We start from the raw sequence: 16,949 nt of genomic DNA on the forward strand, positions 1-16,949 counted from the left end.
TTTATGACAGGGGAATATCAGGATCAGCACTGAGAATATAGTCTTCCAGTTCATTCAGCATTTTTTGCACATGAAGATTAAAAAAAGGCATTATTTTTACAGCCCGTTGCGCCTTGTTTTCATTGCCGGACTGTTCCATGGCAAAGGCTATTCTTGTTAATTTCCGGTTCCCAACGCTTTTGGCAGCGCTTTTAATGGAATGGGCCAGGCGTGTGATCCTTTGATACTCTTTTTTTGAAACCGCTTGATTCAGTTCCGTCATTTTCAGGGGCAGGTATTTTACAATGGCTTTGCAACTTGTTAATAAAAGATCGGTGTCATTGCCTACCAGTGTCAACGCATAGTCCAGGTCTATTCGTTTTTCAGGGGCGGCCGGGTGTTTGACAACGGCTTTTTCCTGCTGATCCAGCAGTTTTGAAATGACCCGTATCAATTCATTGCTGTGGACGGGCTTTGAAAGATATTCATCCATACCGGCCTTGAGAAACCTTTCCCTGTCTCCTTTCAACGCATGGGCGGTCAGTGCGATAATGGGAATGGATGCCTTTAAAGGGTCTTTAAGGTTTCGAATCTTTAATGTGGCCTCAAGACCATCCATTACCGGCATTTGAACATCCATGAGAATAAGGTCAAAGGATTTTTCCTGAACCGCCTGAAGCGCTTGTTCTCCATTGATAACAATGGTCACAAGGAACCCGTGTTTTTCAAGAATCGGCGTAATCACTTCCTGGTTGATCTCAAAATCTTCGGCAAGAAGGATATGACATTTTTTAAGGGAGTTATGGCTGATCCGGTTTGCCTGATTTATCTGATTTACCTGATTTACCTGGGGTACGGAATCGCTTGATGCCGGATATTCAAGCGCTTTTATCTCCTCCGGTGTTGCAATGTTCAGCCTGATGGTAAAAAAGAAGGTGGTTCCTTTGGACAATTCACTTTCCACCCAGATATCTCCGCCCATCAGGATCACCAGTTTTTTACAGATGGCAAGTCCCAGTCCTGTGCCGCCATACGTTCTGGACAGGGAGCTTTCCAATTGGATGAAATCTTTAAAAATATGGTCAAACTTGTCTTCCGGAATTCCAATACCCGTATCTTTTATAGAAAAAAGGAGCTTGATTTTTTCCGGATTCAAAGGATCAGAAGAGGTGTTTTCAGCATCCCGGTCATAGGCGGCCTTGATTTGTATGCTTCCTTTTGGGGTGAATTTAACGGCATTATTGATCAGGTTGACCAGGATCTGACGCATCCTTGACGCATCACCGTTTAAATAAACCGGCACCTCCTGGATGCTGTATGATAGTTTTATATTCTGCTGGTCTGCTTTGTTTGAAAACATGCTCACCACATCCTTGATCAGCTTATTAAGATCAAAAGGACGGTTTTCAAGATCAATTTTTTTTGCCTCAATGGCAGAGATATCCAGAATATCATCAATCAGCGCAAGTAAATGTTCTGATGATTGATACACCACTTCAAGATATTTTTTCTGCTCTTTGTTCAAGGTCGTTTTTAATACCATTTCCGTCATGCCGATCACTGCATTCATGGGGGTTCGGATTTCATGGCTCATGGTTGCAAGAAACCGGCTTTTGGCAAGGTTGGCCTGTTCTGCGACTTCAGATGCTTTTTTAACGGCATCTTCCGCCTGTTTTCGTTTGGTTATATCTTCACATGAACCCAGGATGTGAAGAAGCTTGCCGTTTGGGTCCATGACCGCCCGGCCACTCAGGGAGGTCCAGATGATGCTGGTGCCTTTTTTGAAAATTTGTACCTCAAATCCAGATACGGTTCTGTTTTTTTCAAGCATCCGGACAAATTTTCTGCGTTCTTCAGGATAGACATAAAGCAGCTCAATATTATCCACCAGCGAAAGCATTTCCCGGGGAGAGTCATACCCATGAATTCTGGCCATGGCCGGATTGGCGCTTAACAGTTTATTGTCAGGTGTGGACTGAAATATTCCTTCCACCGAGTTTTCAAAAATATCACGGTATTTTGCCTGGGATTCCAAAAGGTCTTTTTGAATTTTATTTCGGTCCCGGGATTCTTTTTCAAGCAATGCAAGGGTATGGGACTGTTCTTTGCTTTTTTGGAAGATCTCCTGGGTTCTTTCTTTTACTTTCTGTTCAAGGGTTTTGGTATGCTCTTTTTCCCTAAGACTTGACTTGTGAAGTTCTGCAACCATGGTATTGAAGGTCTGGGTTAAAAGTCCCATCTCATCTTTTCTTGTCAGTTCCAGATGAACCGTTAAATCGCCCCCTTTTACCCGTATGGCACCAAAAACAAGTCTGTTCAGAGGAATGATCAACTGTCGGCTTAAAAAAAGAACAATAATGATCACACAGATCACCAGGAAGGCAAGGGTCACCCATTTAAACCGGTAATTCATTTTTTTGACAACCGAATCAATGGCATTGCGGGTTTGGTTTACCGATGAAAGGATAAAGGATTCCGGTATTACAATGCAAAGGTGCCATCCGGTTGAGGGCATGATCTGGGATGAGATCAGGATGGGAGTATTGTTGAGATCAATCCTGCTGGTCTGTTTATTTGTCGATGTAATGAGATCTTTAATGGCCCTTACTTGATCATATTTTGAATTCATGAGGTTTTGTTCAAGAACATCTCCGTACGCCACGCTCTTTTCTTTCCGGCTGAGTCCGAATAGTTCAAGATGATCTGTGGGAAAGGCCACAATCCTGCCCTGGGTATCCACAATAAATGAAAACATCGTGTTCATCTTGCCCTGTTCTCCGGCCAGGGTATTTTTTTCAAGGATTTCCTTGATAATCGTATCCAGGGTAATATCTATACCGGCAACACCCAGGAAATCTCCATTTTTGGAATAGATCGGCGTGACAGCCGTTGTCATAAACCCCTGGCCTGCCTCGTCCTGGTATATCTGTGTCCATATGGTTTTACGGTCCGGGTTGTTTTCCGGCTTTGCCATTTGATACCAGATGGCGTTTTTGAGTTCATATTCCTGTGCCGGTTTTAATTTTTTAATAAAGTGAAAATTCGGATAATAAAAGGTAAAGCTGGATTCAGCAACCATATAGATGGCCACGGATTCAGGACTGTTTTCCTTGACCTTGACCAGAAGCGGACCAATGTTTGACAGCACATCCAGTTCTTTCGCAATCTCCCGGGATATGGTTGTGTCTCCCCAATAAAGGATTTCAATGGTTTCAGCGGCTGAATTTGAAAAGAAATTTTTTTCAGGATAAAAAGACAGATGATGCCGGATGCTTTTTTGATTGGCAAATCCTTGTTTTTGATCAAACAGAATACCTGCCTGCTGTGCAATGACAGCAGATGACAGCGCCACTTTATTGAAAGTGTTCTCATGTCTCATGGCCTGTTCATCCATTATCCTGGACAACAGCAAAGTGGTTTTTTCGTTGATGTTCTTTTCATTGACAGAGGCGGCATATTCCCCGAATTCGGTAACAAGATTTGTTGCCAGAAAAACAAGTACGCCCATGGACAGGATAAACACGGCTAAAATGAGAATGATCAGCTTGGAACCGATTTTAGAAAACAGGGTTTTAACTTGATAGGGAATAGAGTAGAACAATGATTGGAAAAAGGGTTTGATGCTTTTTTTATTCAACATTCAAAATTGATCTCCCTTGAAGGGTAAACAAACTATTATCCCCCTGGCGGTCAGGCCGGTTATTGTCTTGTCTGCCGGAATATCCTGGCCAGGTATCTGCCGGTTTTATCCGACAAAATTTTTTCACAGGCAAACCCATGAAAATCAGCATAATATTGCAGGGTGTTAAAATCAATATAGAGCCATTCAAAGGGATCTCCCACAATGTTTTTATAGGTCATTATAAATTCGGTTTCCCCATAATAGGCCTCATCCTGCAGGGACAGGGTTTGTGGGTCATAAAGGGATGCAAGATCCGTGGAATCGGCAATGACCTGGCCGTCTTGGGCAAGAATGGGTTTGATAAATTGCAGGAACAGGTTCAATCCATCAAGTGATCCGCAAATCCCAAGGCCGTTCATCAGCATCAGCAGGGTATCATATGATTTGTTTTTCACTGAAAAAAGATTGCCGTGGATGACATTGGGCAGGTTCCTTTTTTTCATGACTTCAATACAGCCCGGGGACATGTCAAGGGCATCAACAGTCCGGCCTTTTTTTTGCAGATAAAGACTGTGACACCCGCTTCCCGCACCAATGTCCAGTGTTTTGCCTCGGCACAGGCTTAAGGCTTTGCGTTCAATTCGATTCATGTTTTTAAACGTTCTGAACATGACTTGTCCGCTCATCTTCCACATGTCAAGTGTGGTGGATTCGACTTCAACACATGCCTGCCGACTGCCATTGAGGTAGTCCAGCATCATTGTGCCTAACGGGTCTTTTTTTTTACAGGTGATTTTGTGTTTCATTTTTCTGCCGGCAACTGAATTATATTTTCGGTAATTATTTTTTGAAGCGGTTAATATTTTTATGTCCGATATCCTGAACGCATAGCTTAATGTTTTTTTCCAGGTTTTTAAATGGAAAAAGACATTAACCGGTTTTTGTTTTCTCTTGCTTTGATTTTTGATGACTTAATGGTAAATACATAAAATGAAAATTGACATAAACTTTTAAAAAAAAAGCCTGCAGGGGTGGAGTGTTGGATGGATAAAAAGAAGAGGTATTCGGATTATAATACCTATCTGAGAAACTTGTTTGGTCAACGGGTGCAGAAAATTACGGTTGATGCTGGATTGTCATGTCCCAACCGGGATGGGGTGCTGTCCCGTGCAGGGTGTATTTATTGTAATGCAAAGGGATCTGGTTCCGGATTGTTTGCCAAAGGCCTTTCCATAAAGGAGCAGATCGAATCAGGCAAGATCGGAATGATAAAAAAATATAAGGCCAAAAAATTTCTGGCGTATTTTCAATCCTATTCAAATACCTACACCACCTGTGCCCACATGAAACAATTGTATGATGAAGCGCTCGCCTGCGAAGGCATGGTGGGAATGGCCATCGGCACCCGGCCTGACTGCGTTGATGCTGAAAAACTGGATCTGATCGAATCTTATGCCAGAGATTACCTGGTCTGGCTTGAATACGGGCTTCAATCCGTTCATGATGCCACATTGAAATTCATTAACCGGGGACATACTTATAAGGATTTTTGTGATGCCGTCCAATTAACCCGGGGCAGGGGTATCAATATCTGCACCCATGTAATCCTGGGGCTTCCAGGAGAAGATAAAAATATGATGCTGGAAACTGCAAAAATATTGGCGGACAGCGGCATTAACGGGGTAAAAATCCATCTGTTGTATGTTATCAAAGGGACTGAACTGGATAATCTTTGGCAAAAGGGCGGCTATACACCGATGGAACAGAAAGAATACGTGGAAACAGTGTGTGATTTCCTGGAATTGCTGCCGGATCAGATCATTATCCAGCGGATCACCGGAGACCCCCACTCGGATGAATTAAGGGCACCCATGTGGGCGGGCAGGTACAGGGAAACTTTTAATATGATTCAGCATACCCTTGAGCAGAGAGATTCTTTTCAGGGGATGAAATATAATCCTTAGATTGGGTACTGGGTTATGGGTACTATGTCATGGGTACCGGGTGAATTTTTCTTGGTTTTTTTTGATAACAAAGCTTAAGGAACCAGAAAATCATCAAAGTTTTCAGAAGCATGGGTGACAAGGGTTTGACCTTTTTTTTGAATGATCAGGCATTCGGTTTGCCCAAGGCGGTTAACAAGCTTGAGTCCCTCTTGTATGTCCATGATCATAAGGGCTGTGGCAAGTCCGTCGGCAAAGGTGCAGTCTTTTGAGATGACGGATGCTGAAACGATTTGGCTGGTTGCCGGATACCCTGTTTTGGGATCAATAATATGGGAAAAGGTTTTTCCGTCTGCTTCAAAAAAATTTCTGTAATTACCACTGGTGGCAATAGCCTGGTTGTTCAGGCGGATAATTTTATATAATCCCTGGTGAGCATAATTTTTATCAGGTCTGCTGATGCCTACCGACCAGGATTGCCCGTTCAGGTTCTTGCCTGATGCATAAAGTTCTCCGCCTATTTCCACAAGAACATCATGGATGCCGGATGACGTAAACAGTTTTGCAATGGCGTCCACCCCATATCCTTTTGCAATAGAACCAAGATCAAGGGTAACAGATTTTTGCTTAACAATGGTGTGCGGTTTTTTGAGGCTGATGTGGTTAAACCCGGTTTCTGATAACACCTGGCGTATGGTGTCAGCACCTGGAACATTGCCGGTTCGTTTTTTTGTTCCAAATCCCCACAGGTCAACCAGGGGCTTTACTGTTCCGTCCCATGATCCGCCGGTCAGGTGGTATATTTCTTTTGCCGTTAAAAGGATGGAAAAAAAATCCAAAGAGATGTTCACAGGTTTGTTAATTTCATGACTGTTAAAAAGGGAAATCTCACTTTTTGGATCATACATTGACAGCTTTTTGTTTACCTCTTTAAGACGGGTATCCACCTTGTTTTTCCATAAGGAGAGAGATTCTTTGTTGCGGGAGATAAATTTTATTGTGTAAAAAGTTCCCATGGTATTGCCTGATATGACGTGCTGCTTCCCGGATTTAAATGCAAACCCTGTAGATTGAAAAATAAAAAAACAGACAATAGCGTAAAAAGTGATGGTTCTAAAAAATTTCATATCAAAGATATCCTTTTCCTTTTTTTAGTATTCATTATATGGTTCCTGTTTGTAATGCAAGATCCTTGTGCATGGGATCAGGTGATGTCTGTTAATGGAAAAAAATTATTGAATTGTGATAAAAGAATAAAAATGGAAAAAAGAGTAGTTAACATAAAAACTGAATTTGTTGAATTGTATAAGATCTTAAAGTTTGAAAATCTCGCAGCCAGTGGCGGGGAAGCCAAATATTTGATAAATGACGGCTTTGTGCGAGTGAACGGAAGTGTTGAAACAAGAAAACGCAAAAAAATAGTTCCGGGTGATATAATCGAAACAGGTGGTGTTATCATTGAAATTCATATGCAACAACAGCAGTCAAGATAAAATACCCAAAGAGATGTTTAAGGGATTGTGCTTGCCATCTGAAAACATATAACAGCTACGGCATTGGCAACATTGATGGAGTTTTTTTTGCCAAACATTGGAATATAAGCAAACGCATCACATGCCGCCATGACATGGGATGAAATACCATATTCTTCATTACCAAACACAACAATGGTTTTTTTTTCCCATGAAACCTCATGAAAAGGACGGGCACCTGCAATGGTTTCAACACCAATGATCTGGAATCCTTTTGCTTTTTTTTCAATAAGTGCCTGGGCAAGATCTTCCACTTTTTCCTGTTCAATCCATTCATGAGCCCCCATGGCGGTTTTTCGAACCCCCGGATGTTCTTTGCCCGGGGTATTTCCGAGAATCACGGAGTTAAATCCGGCAGCTTCACAGGTCCTGAAAATGGACCCCACATTAAAAAGGCTCCTTAAACCATCCAGTGCTACATGGCAATCAAGATCAATTTGATTCACAGCTCGGGACAAATCATTTGTTTTAACCCTTTTTAGTAAATCATGATCGCGGACTGTTTTGCCTGTGGCAGACCGGTGATATTGAATCCTGTCTGAAATACTTTCAATCCACAATCTTGCAGTGCCGGTGTCTGGCGCAATAAACGGCGTCATTCCGGTCCAGTCAAGGATTTGGTTGTATTGGCGTATAAACAGATCCAAAGAAGTCCGGTTGATCCGATTGGTGGTTAATTTCTGATAAAAACCGGATAACCAGTTGATCATATGCTTGTGCCGGGTTTCAAGGGGAATCGACAGCAGCTTTTTTTTTGTAAATCCAAACGTATCCATTTCACGGTCTCCAAAATAAGTGGTATCAGGCTTGCATTATGTCTTTTTTATTGTTTTTTGCCTTTATACATTGATCATCTGAAAAAGTACAATTTGACCCGGATATCTGAAGCTAAATAGATTGGCACTGATCATAATATCGGCCATTGGGAGGTATCAGGCTTAGGATAGTTCATGAATATATCAAAATTCCAGCTTATTTTTTAAATATATCCCTATTGTTTGCCGATATCTATTTTATTCGGAATATAAAATTATGCCATATTTTCAAGGAGAACAAGGAGAAGCAAGATGAGCATTATACAGGGCCGGTCTTTATCGGCAGAACCATCACGTCGGCAAAATTCATTGTATGACCAGCAGTTTTCAACTTATGCAAGAAAACAATCCTTTAGTGCCAGTGAAAGCCTTGATGCAGGGCTGACCATAAAAACCAGGGAAGGTGATCTTGTCACATTGACATCCAATAGCTATTCCGGGCTTGATGCCTCCATGTATAACAGCAAAGGAGTTATGAAAACCGACTCAGGAACAGCTATGATCACTCAAAATCAAAGAGAAATTACGTTGACATCAGGAGAGAGTTTCAGCTTTTTCGTGACCGGGGATTTGAGTGAGGAAGAACTTGAGGATATCAACACCATTGTAAAAGATATGGATGAAATAATTTCAAAAATGGCCCATGGGGATATGGATGATGCTGTTGCAAAAGCTGTTTCCATGGGAGATTATGATACGGTTTCCATGTATTCGGCAGATATTACCTATAAAAAATCATATGAAATGAGATCCGAAACCCGGACAGAAACTGTAAATACCATTCCCGGTAACGGTAATTTTCAAAAAGAAGAGATGCCTGTACCTTCTTTAAAAGAATTTATGCCTGAAAATCAAGGGGCTGAAAACAGGGAAAATAATTTTTTCAAAAATATTGATAAGTTTGTTGAAAAAATGATGGATAAATTGGAAGCTCATGAAAAAAAACAGGTGGTTAAAGCCCAAAAAGCTATTGATCAGCTTTTCAGGCATCATCTTAAAGATGTAAAGATCAATCACAGTGAAGATCCATCACGCTACACTGCCATTGAAACCGCAGGAAAACAGATAAATACAATGCTGGATCAAATGTCAGGAATCCTTTTTAAAGAACAGGTTTCAGCTCTTTTTTAAAACAGCTTCAACAAGACAGATGGCATTGTTTTTAAAATTTGCAAGCATGTTTTTGCCGAATAATTTTGCATTATCACCAAAAATAATGCCGGGACTTAATGATTCGGGTAAAGGCGTTTTTCGGGGAGATACAGCCTTGACTTTTTCCCACCATGACTCTGCAGCGAGGGTTTCATCCGAATATAACCGTGTTTTAAAGCCGTGTTTTTCAAGCATGGCAAAGATGATATCCCGGGACTCAAGAAATGATATGGAAGCTTTCCCGGCCCAGGGAACCGGATAAAGAAGCGTATCGTTTTCCCCCTTGGTAATTTCATGTAATATCAGCTTTCCATCCTGTTTTAAAACTCTGGAAAATTCTTTGATAACGGTAGATTTGTTTTCAATATTCATGAGCAGATGCTGACATAAAACAACATCAAATGTGCTGTCTTCAAAAGGCAGATCAAGAACAGAACCCTGCTGAAATGAAACTGAGTTTTCAAGTCCGGTAATCCGGGTTAAAAAGTTTGCAGCATTGATAAACTGGTCTGCCAGATCAACGCCGATAACCCGGCAATTAAACTGTTGGGCAAGAAGCCTGGAGGAACCGCCAATTCCGCAACCGGCATCAAGCAACAAAGCATTGGAATTCAGGCTGGCCTTTTTGAACAAATCAATGGTGGCGCGGGCACCGCCGGTATGGAGCTGATCGATGGGGGAAAGCTCTTTTAATCCAATGGGTGAAAGTTCTTTTTTTGCTTTGATTAATGCGGTTTCTATTTTTTGAGTCAGATTGTCTGAATTATAGTGGTCTTTTATATTTGATTCCATAATAATTCCTTATTCATACAACACGGCAAGTATGGTGGCTTTATCAGTTTTTGCAGTAAGAACATGGGATGTGGTGGACAGGTAGTAGGCACTGTCGCCTGGTTCAAGATCATAGGTGTCTTTTCCAATAACCAGGTTGATAATCCCTTCAAGAACAAAAATAAATTCTTCCCCGTTATGGATTGAGCCTTCCTGATCCTGTTTTTTTTCCAATTGTACGATCAATGCTTCCATGTGACGGCCCTGGACTTCAGGGGCCAGGCTCATGTAAGAATAAACATTGCTTTTACCGGTTTTTGAAGCGCAACGGGAAATCTCTTTTCTTTCATCTTTTCTTGTGATGGAATACAGTTTGTTCCCAATGTTTGATGCCAGCCTGCCCATTGCGGAATCCAGAGCCTTTGACAATTTCATCACAGTTCCAAGCTGTGGTTTTTCCAGGCCGCTTTCAATGTTTTGAAGCTTGGAGACTTCAAATCCCGTAAGATGGGAAAGATCTTCAATGGAAATACCCCGCTCTTCCCTGAGTTCTTTGATGCGTTTTCCAACCTCTTCCACATCGCCTGTTTCTCCGTTTTTAATATTTCCGGTGAGATTTTCAAAATAGTCTACATTGATATGGGGGATATCCTTTTTTTCCATAGCACCTCCTTGTCATCTTATCCGGGGAAATTCTGATTTGGTTTTTCCCCCAGTTTTTTCTTTAGTTTGTCAAGTCCGGGTCTGGCATATTGCATATGGCCCTGCTTCAGGGTTCTGCCGTTGATTACGGCCTCACTTCTCAACCTTGTGCCTACTGTCTTTTCCAACTGTTTTCCCAGCCACAGGATTCTGTCAATATCGTATCCATGTTCTATACCCATTTCATCAATTTGTACAAGGGTATCTTCAAGGCAAACCAGTCCCACATATCGTTCATCATCATAATAATAATCGCCCGTGCCCTTGATGGGCCTGTCATCCATGAAGTTGGCAGGTTGTCCGCCAAGACCGCCAAGGGTGGCTTCAAAATGGCAGATGCCTGCTTGAAGCGCTGCAAGAACGGATGCTGCAGCCACTCTTTTTGTTTCATGAAAATGGGCAATGTGAAGGCTGGTATCCGGTATTTCATCAAGGATCATGGAAAAATATCGAAAAACTTCTGCAGCCGAGGCAGATCCGTCGTGATCGGCATGCTCAATGTCGGAGGCTCCGATTGACAGCCAGTGCTTGGTGAATGCCACGGCATCCTTTAAGTCGGTTGCCCCGCCAATGGGACTTCCCCAGATGGTGCTGACCGTACCGCACATCTTGATGCCTGCGTTTGTGCATTTTTTTATGCATCTTTCTGCTTCTTTCCAATAATCGGGCAGGGTGGTGCCTGAATTGGCAAAATGGTGCTGTTCTTCAGTTGAGACCATCATCAATACCCTGTCAGGACCGACACCTCTTTTTTTGAGTTCAATGGCCCTGTCAACAGAAGGTTCCCGGATGGTAATGGCCGTCAATACAACATCATCCATATTAATGCCTTTTTTATTTGCCCGGCTGATAAAATGATCACTTCTCAGGTGAGCCAGAAGTTCTTCGGCATCACTGAACTGGGGCATGAGTCTGGGATTTCCCAGGTTGGTGACTTCAATGTTGCGGCATCCTGCAAAAATTAATTCTTCAAGATAGGTGATTTTGGCAGGCGTGGAAATAAATTTTTCAAGATGCTGAAATCCGTCTCTTACCGTAATATCACCGATGGTTACTTTTCTGGGCATTCTTGGAAATATTTTCCAGTAATCATATTCAGTCATGGTGTTTTCCTCCTTATTGCTTTTAAACTGAAAGTTTTATTTTTTTCACTCCATTTTCACTCCAGTCCTATCCATTTTCATTCCATTTTTACTTCAATTCAGCTTCCCGTTATTCAGCTTGCAGAAATTTTTTATTTGTATTTGCAGTTTTTTTTATCTGCCTTTGTAACGGGGCTTTCTTTTTTCATTAAATGCTGTAAAACCTTCGGTTCTGTCCTCAGTTGGGATGGTAACCCTGTAGGCATTGGATTCTATGGCAAGTCCTGTTGCAAGGTCGGTTTCAATGCCTTTGTCAATAGCATATTTGGCCATTTCAACTGCAATGGGACCGGTTTCACAAATCATGGCCAAAAGCTTCATGCATTCGTCCATGAGGCTTTCAGGGGGGGTGACCTTGTTGACCAGGCCGATTTCAAGTGCTTCTTTGGCATCCACCTTTCTGCCGGTAAAGATCATCTCCTTGGCCTTTGCCACTCCAATGAGCCTTGGCAGACGCTGGGTGCCGCCGGCTCCCGGGATGATGGCAAGTCTTGTCTCTGTCAATCCCATGACTGCGTTTTTGGATGCAATGCGCATGTCGGATGCCAGCATGAATTCCGTGCCTCCGCCAAGGGCAAGCCCGTTAACGGCACAGATCACCGGCATGGGCAAATGTTGGATTGTGGTCAAAAGGTTTCTGATGGTGAGAACAAATTTTTTTACTCCGTCAGGTGACAGGGTTGCTCTTTCTTTTAAGTCAGCACCTGTACAAAAGGCTTTTTTGCCCGCACCTGTAATAATTACGGCCCTGACATCATTTCGATAGTGCAGCGCGTCAACCTGTTCCCTGATCAGGTGCAACAGATTGAAATTAAAACAATTCATCACTTCAGGTCTATTCATGGTCAGGATAACCGCCTGGTTTTTTTCTTCCACCAGAAGATGGTCTTTTGTACTCATGATTTTTTCTCCTAGATTAAAGCGGTTTTTAACAGCCAATATATCGTGAAATTACAATTCGCTGGACTTCGGAAGTCCCTTCACCGATTTCCAGGAGCTTCTGATCTCTGTAAAACCTTTCCACATCATATTCTTTCATGAGACCATATCCCCCGTGGATCTGGACGGCATGATCGACTACTCTTGACATCACTTCGGAACAATAAAGCTTGCCCATGGCAGCCTCTTTTTCAAAGGGCCGGTTATTGCTTTTCAGCCAGCAGGCTTTGTATAAAAGGTTTCTGGCGCACTCGATTTCCATGGCACAGTCTGCCAGCTTGAAGGCAATGGCCTGGAATTTGGAAATGGGCTGTCCGAACTGCTCTCTTGTCCGGGCATATTTCAATCCAAGTTCATAGGCTCCCTGTGCGCCGCCAAGGCCCATAGCCCCTATGGAGAGCCTTCCTCCGTCAAGGGTTGCCAGCATCTGGTGAAATCCGTCGCCTTTTTTACCCAGAATGTTCTCTTTGGGAACCCTGACATCATCAAAATAGAGTTCAGCCGTGTTGGAAGCACGCCACATGAATTTTTTTTTCATGGTTACGGCTTTAAACCCGGGTGTTCCTGTCTCAACAAGAATACAGGAATACTCGGGTTTGCCATTGCCCCTTGTGCCTGTGATGGCCTGGACAGTGACCCCCATGGTCATATCGCAGGCAGCATTGGTGATGAATATTTTAGACCCGTTAATGACCCATTCATTGCCGTCAAGAACAGCTGTTGTTTTGCTGCCGCCAGCATCTGATCCGGCTGTTGGTTCGGTAAGGCCGAATCCCCATAAGCCTTTCCCTGCACAAAGCTTGGGCAGATATTTTTGTTTTTGCTCTTTGGTCCCGAAATAGTAGATCGGGCCTATGCCCAGTGAATTGCCTGCTGCAATTGTGGCAGCCTGAGAACCGTCAATTCTTGCGATTTCTTCAACGCCGATAATGTATGAAATATAGTCCATTGCCTGGCCGTTATATTCTTCTGAAACAAACATGCCGAAAAGACCGATTTCGCCCATTTTTCGAGTGAGGGCTTCGGAAAATTCTTCTTTTTCGTCAAGCTCTCCTGCAATGGGCGCAATCTCTTTTTGGGCAAACTTTCTAACTTCCTTACGGATCATTTTTTGCTCGTTGGTAAGGTCAAAATCCACCCTGGGCCTCCTTTGGATTATGAGTTTTTTCTTTTGTGATGATGATTTGTCAGCAATAAAATTGCTCTATAATACAGAAAACTGATCGAGCGCTCGGTCTATATTTAAAATACTATATTTAAAGCAATTATTTTGTCAAATGTTTTTTTGAATACTTTTTTAGGCAGGGAAAAAAATTGAAATTAAAAGCATCATCTTGACTTTTCTTAAGGGCCATTGGATGGATAGTGTTCACAAGGAGATTGTCAATCATACCTGGTGGAGATCAAGTTTTTAAATCATGCGAAATTGAAATTTTGTTTGAGGAGATAAATCTGCGATGCGATTTTTCTGAATTACCCCTTTGGATTCGATAACCACTCATCCAAAGGGATAACTTTTTAAGAAATCAGGATTTCAGTTCTTCAATATCAGCAAAGAAATCTAATGCATCGGGATTTTTTAATGCATCTTTGTTTTTTACTTCTTTGCCCTCGATCATTTTTTTAACCGCCAGCTCGACTTTCTTCATGTTGAGCGTATAGGGAATGTCCGGGCATTCGATGATTTTAGCCGGTACATGTCTTGGAGAAGCATTGGCCCTGATGTCGGTCCTGATTTTATTTTGAAGGTCGTTGGTAAGATCAAACCCTTTGGCCAGTTTAACAAAGAGGATAACCCTGACATCATTGTCCCAGGATTGTCCTACAATTACAGAGTCTTCAAGTTCTTCCATGGCATCCAGGCGACGGTAGATTTCAGCCGTACCGATCCTGACACCACCTGGATTCAGTGTGGCATCGGAACGGCCAAGCATTATGACTCCGCCGTTTTCAGTGATCATGATAAAATCGCCATGGGTCCAGATTCCAGGATAGGCATCAAAATAGGCAGAATGGTATTTTGATCCATCCTCATCCCCCCAGAAGAAAACGGGCATGGAAGGGAAGGGCGCTGTACAGACAAGTTCAGCCTGTTGACCCACCACAGGAGTTCCGGTTTCATCATATGCATAAACCTTCATGCCAAGGCCCTTGCATTGGAGTTCACCTGTATATACCGGCCCCATGGGGTTGCCTAAGAAAAAACAGCCGTTAAGATCTGATCCACCGGCTATGGAAGCCAGCTGAATATCCTTTTTGACTTCATTGTAGATGAATTCAAAGTTTTCATCCGATAAGGGTGAACCGGTTGAAAGAACTGATTTTAAGGCCGACAGGTCAAATTGTTTTCCCGGTTTTACCCCGGTATTTTTTAAGGCTTCAATATAGCCTGCGCTGGTGCCGAAAATTGTAATTTTTTCATCCTGGGCCATTTTCCATAAGGCATCAGGGCCGGGGTAGAATGGATTACCGTCATAAAGAACAAGGGTTGCACCCACACTTAAGGAACAGGTCAGCCAGTTCCACATCATCCAGCCGCAGGTGGTAAAATAGAAAATGGTGTCGTCTTCTTTCAGATCCGTATGCAGAACCAGTTCTTTTTTCTGGTGTAAAAGGACACCGCCTACACTCTGTACCATGCATTTGGGCAGTCCTGTGGTTCCAGAAGAATACATGACATAAAGCGGGTCATCAAAATTCATCTGCTCGAATTGTATCTCTGTTTCATCAGGATCTTTAAAATCCTTGAATAACACGGAATTAGGCAAAGAGTCGATATCTGCTTCCTTTGATACATAGGGAATCACAACAATTTTTTCAATGGAGGGAATTTCTTTGACAATGCCGGCAATTTTTTTGATGCTGTCTAGGGGTTTTCCCTTGAAAAAATATCCGTCAGCCGTAAACAATACCTTGGGCCTGGTTTGACCGAACCGGTCCAGAACCCCTTTGATCCCAAAGTCAGGAGAACAGGAAGACCATATGGCACCCAGGCTTGTGGCTGCCAGCATGGCAATGATGCTCTCTGGCATATTGGGAATAAATCCAACCACTCGGTCGCCTTTTTGTATGCCAAGTGCTTTTAACGAGGCGGCTGTTTTGGCCACTTCATCATAGAGTTGATTATAGGTCAGGGTTCTTTGAACAGAATTTTCACCTTTGAATATCAAGGCGATGTTGTCATTTCTGAATCGTAAAAGGTTCTCAGCAAAATTTAGCTTGGAGTTGACAAAAAAATTTGCACCGGGCATCTTGGTTGGATCATCAATGGCCTTTTCATAGAGTCGTGACGCCTTGATATCGATAAAATCCCAGGTGGTTGACCAGAAATCCTCAAGGTTGTCCACTGACCATTCCCAAAGGGAAGGATAGTCTGTTAAGTTCGTATTAAATTTTTCATTCACAAGCTTCATGAACCGATACATGTTGGTGCTTTTGATTCTTTCTTCTGACGGTTGCCATAAGAGTTTTGACATGAATTATCTCCTTATTTGTAAAGATTATCAAGTGTGGTAGCGGTGTAGGTTTGTGCCCCATTGTTGTGGTAATAGTGGTAATGGGAATCTGGAATTTTCCATCGGCTGCAACCAGCCAGGCAAAATTATTTTGCCCAGAAACTTTTTTTATCTCATTATAAATCAGAACGAGGTGTTTAAGCCGAAGGTATCATTCATCCGGTCATGGGTCTGACACAAACTGGAGATGAACGGGGTGACGGTGTCAGGTTTTCTTCAAAAAGCCATTTAACACAAAAGGTATACCCAGGTTCATGGATTTTAAACTCAGGTTTTGTATCGAGTTCAAGAAAAGTTTTTCCATAGGTGATATCATTACTAACGGTCGGTCTGAAGGGGGCATTCCCATACAATATAAAATAGTCATTTTTTCGTTTAATTTATAGCCTTTTTTCGTTTGATTTATGATCTTTCTATCGTTTAATTTATAGTCTAACGGGGCCCCCGTGTCAATATCGTTTTCACCTCGTTTTTAAATTCATACAACATGGTATCTTGATTCAGGCATGTCATATTGTGAGTCATTTCTTAGTTGCAAAATTCAAGGCAGGCTTTTAATAATTTGATTGTCCTGAAGATGGATGGATAGTGTCCATTGTTTTGTAAGGCGTCATTATTCATAGCGGGTAAATATTAATGCCAGTCTTTAAGGATCGGTTGACCCATTTTACCAACTCCTGCAGTTGAGACACCATAACACAAACCTTACCCTTACCCTTACCCTTACCCTGATGTATGCCCCTTATATATAATGAACCAGATGTATAATTCCTTGACAAGGATGGGAATAAATGTAAAAAAAATCTATGACTGAGCGCTCGTTCGAGTATTGTCATT

Annotated in this window: 13 protein-coding genes; 3 read left to right on the forward strand and 10 right to left on the reverse strand. The window is 42.3% G+C overall.

Annotation, left to right across the window (positions count from 1 at the left end; all coding sequences use genetic code 11):
- Window position 1 precedes the first annotated feature (1 nt).
- Together TOL2_RS23400 and TOL2_RS03620 are read right to left on the reverse strand one after the other, a co-directional pair.
- The gene (locus TOL2_RS23400; RefSeq protein ID WP_014956184.1) at window positions 2-3,619 is read right to left on the reverse strand and encodes an ATP-binding protein; all 3,618 of its coding nucleotides are present in this window, start codon (window positions 3,617-3,619) and stop codon (window positions 2-4) included.
- A gap of 59 nt (window positions 3,620-3,678) precedes the next feature.
- Complete coding sequence (locus TOL2_RS03620; RefSeq protein ID WP_014956185.1) at window positions 3,679-4,407, reverse strand: class I SAM-dependent methyltransferase; 729 nt, start codon at window positions 4,405-4,407, stop codon at window positions 3,679-3,681.
- 237 nt (window positions 4,408-4,644) lie between these two features.
- On the opposite strand from TOL2_RS03620, the gene TOL2_RS03625 reads away from it, so the two are divergent.
- Entirely contained in the window at window positions 4,645-5,565 is a 921-nt protein-coding gene (locus TOL2_RS03625; protein ID WP_014956186.1) for a TIGR01212 family radical SAM protein, read from the forward strand.
- A gap of 74 nt (window positions 5,566-5,639) precedes the next feature.
- Here TOL2_RS03625 and TOL2_RS03630 read toward each other — a convergent pair whose 3' ends face one another.
- Window positions 5,640-6,560, reverse strand: a complete 921-nt coding sequence (locus TOL2_RS03630) for an FAD:protein FMN transferase (protein ID WP_232508051.1) — start codon at window positions 6,558-6,560, stop codon at window positions 5,640-5,642.
- A gap of 54 nt (window positions 6,561-6,614) precedes the next feature.
- Between TOL2_RS03630 and TOL2_RS25925 the strand changes: the two genes are divergently transcribed.
- Complete coding sequence (locus TOL2_RS25925) at window positions 6,615-7,037, forward strand: RNA-binding S4 domain-containing protein (protein WP_408605410.1); 423 nt, start codon at window positions 6,615-6,617, stop codon at window positions 7,035-7,037.
- 17 nt (window positions 7,038-7,054) lie between these two features.
- Here the strand turns inward: TOL2_RS25925 and TOL2_RS03640 are convergent, their stop codons facing one another.
- Window positions 7,055-7,852 carry an RNA methyltransferase gene (locus TOL2_RS03640; RefSeq protein WP_014956189.1) on the reverse strand — a complete coding sequence of 266 codons (798 nt, stop codon included), beginning with the start codon at window positions 7,850-7,852 and terminating at the stop codon, window positions 7,055-7,057.
- Between the two features lie 291 nt (window positions 7,853-8,143).
- On the opposite strand from TOL2_RS03640, the gene TOL2_RS03645 reads away from it, so the two are divergent.
- Window positions 8,144-9,022 carry a hypothetical protein gene (locus tag TOL2_RS03645; protein ID WP_014956190.1) on the forward strand — a complete coding sequence of 293 codons (879 nt, stop codon included), beginning with the start codon at window positions 8,144-8,146 and terminating at the stop codon, window positions 9,020-9,022.
- On the opposite strand, the gene TOL2_RS03650 is transcribed toward TOL2_RS03645, so the two are convergent.
- The 6 genes from TOL2_RS03650 to TOL2_RS03675 form a co-directional block, all read right to left on the reverse strand.
- Window positions 9,008-9,835, reverse strand: coding sequence for a class I SAM-dependent methyltransferase (locus TOL2_RS03650; protein WP_041279236.1), 828 nt, complete (start codon window positions 9,833-9,835; stop codon window positions 9,008-9,010). The two genes, TOL2_RS03645 and TOL2_RS03650, sit on opposite strands and share 15 nt — an antisense overlap.
- Window positions 9,836-9,844: 9 nt before the next feature.
- A complete protein-coding gene (locus tag TOL2_RS03655) occupies window positions 9,845-10,477 on the reverse strand; it encodes a helix-turn-helix domain-containing protein (RefSeq protein ID WP_014956191.1) in 633 nt (210 codons plus the stop codon).
- Between the two features lie 17 nt (window positions 10,478-10,494).
- Window positions 10,495-11,619 carry a beta/alpha barrel domain-containing protein gene (locus TOL2_RS03660; RefSeq protein ID WP_014956192.1) on the reverse strand — a complete coding sequence of 375 codons (1,125 nt, stop codon included), beginning with the start codon at window positions 11,617-11,619 and terminating at the stop codon, window positions 10,495-10,497.
- A 153-nt stretch (window positions 11,620-11,772) separates the two neighbouring features.
- Entirely contained in the window at window positions 11,773-12,558 is a 786-nt protein-coding gene (locus TOL2_RS03665; protein WP_014956193.1) for an enoyl-CoA hydratase-related protein, read from the reverse strand.
- A 28-nt stretch (window positions 12,559-12,586) separates the two neighbouring features.
- On the reverse strand, window positions 12,587-13,735 hold the full coding sequence (locus TOL2_RS03670) for an acyl-CoA dehydrogenase family protein (protein ID WP_014956194.1): 1,149 nt from the start codon (window positions 13,733-13,735) through the stop codon (window positions 12,587-12,589).
- Between the two features lie 388 nt (window positions 13,736-14,123).
- A complete protein-coding gene (locus TOL2_RS03675; protein WP_014956195.1) occupies window positions 14,124-16,073 on the reverse strand; it encodes an acetoacetate--CoA ligase in 1,950 nt (649 codons plus the stop codon).
- Window positions 16,074-16,949: the final 876 nt, after the last annotated feature.

The sequence above is a fragment of the Desulfobacula toluolica Tol2 genome, from assembly GCF_000307105.1.
GTDB lineage: Bacteria > Desulfobacterota > Desulfobacteria > Desulfobacterales > Desulfobacteraceae > Desulfobacula > Desulfobacula toluolica.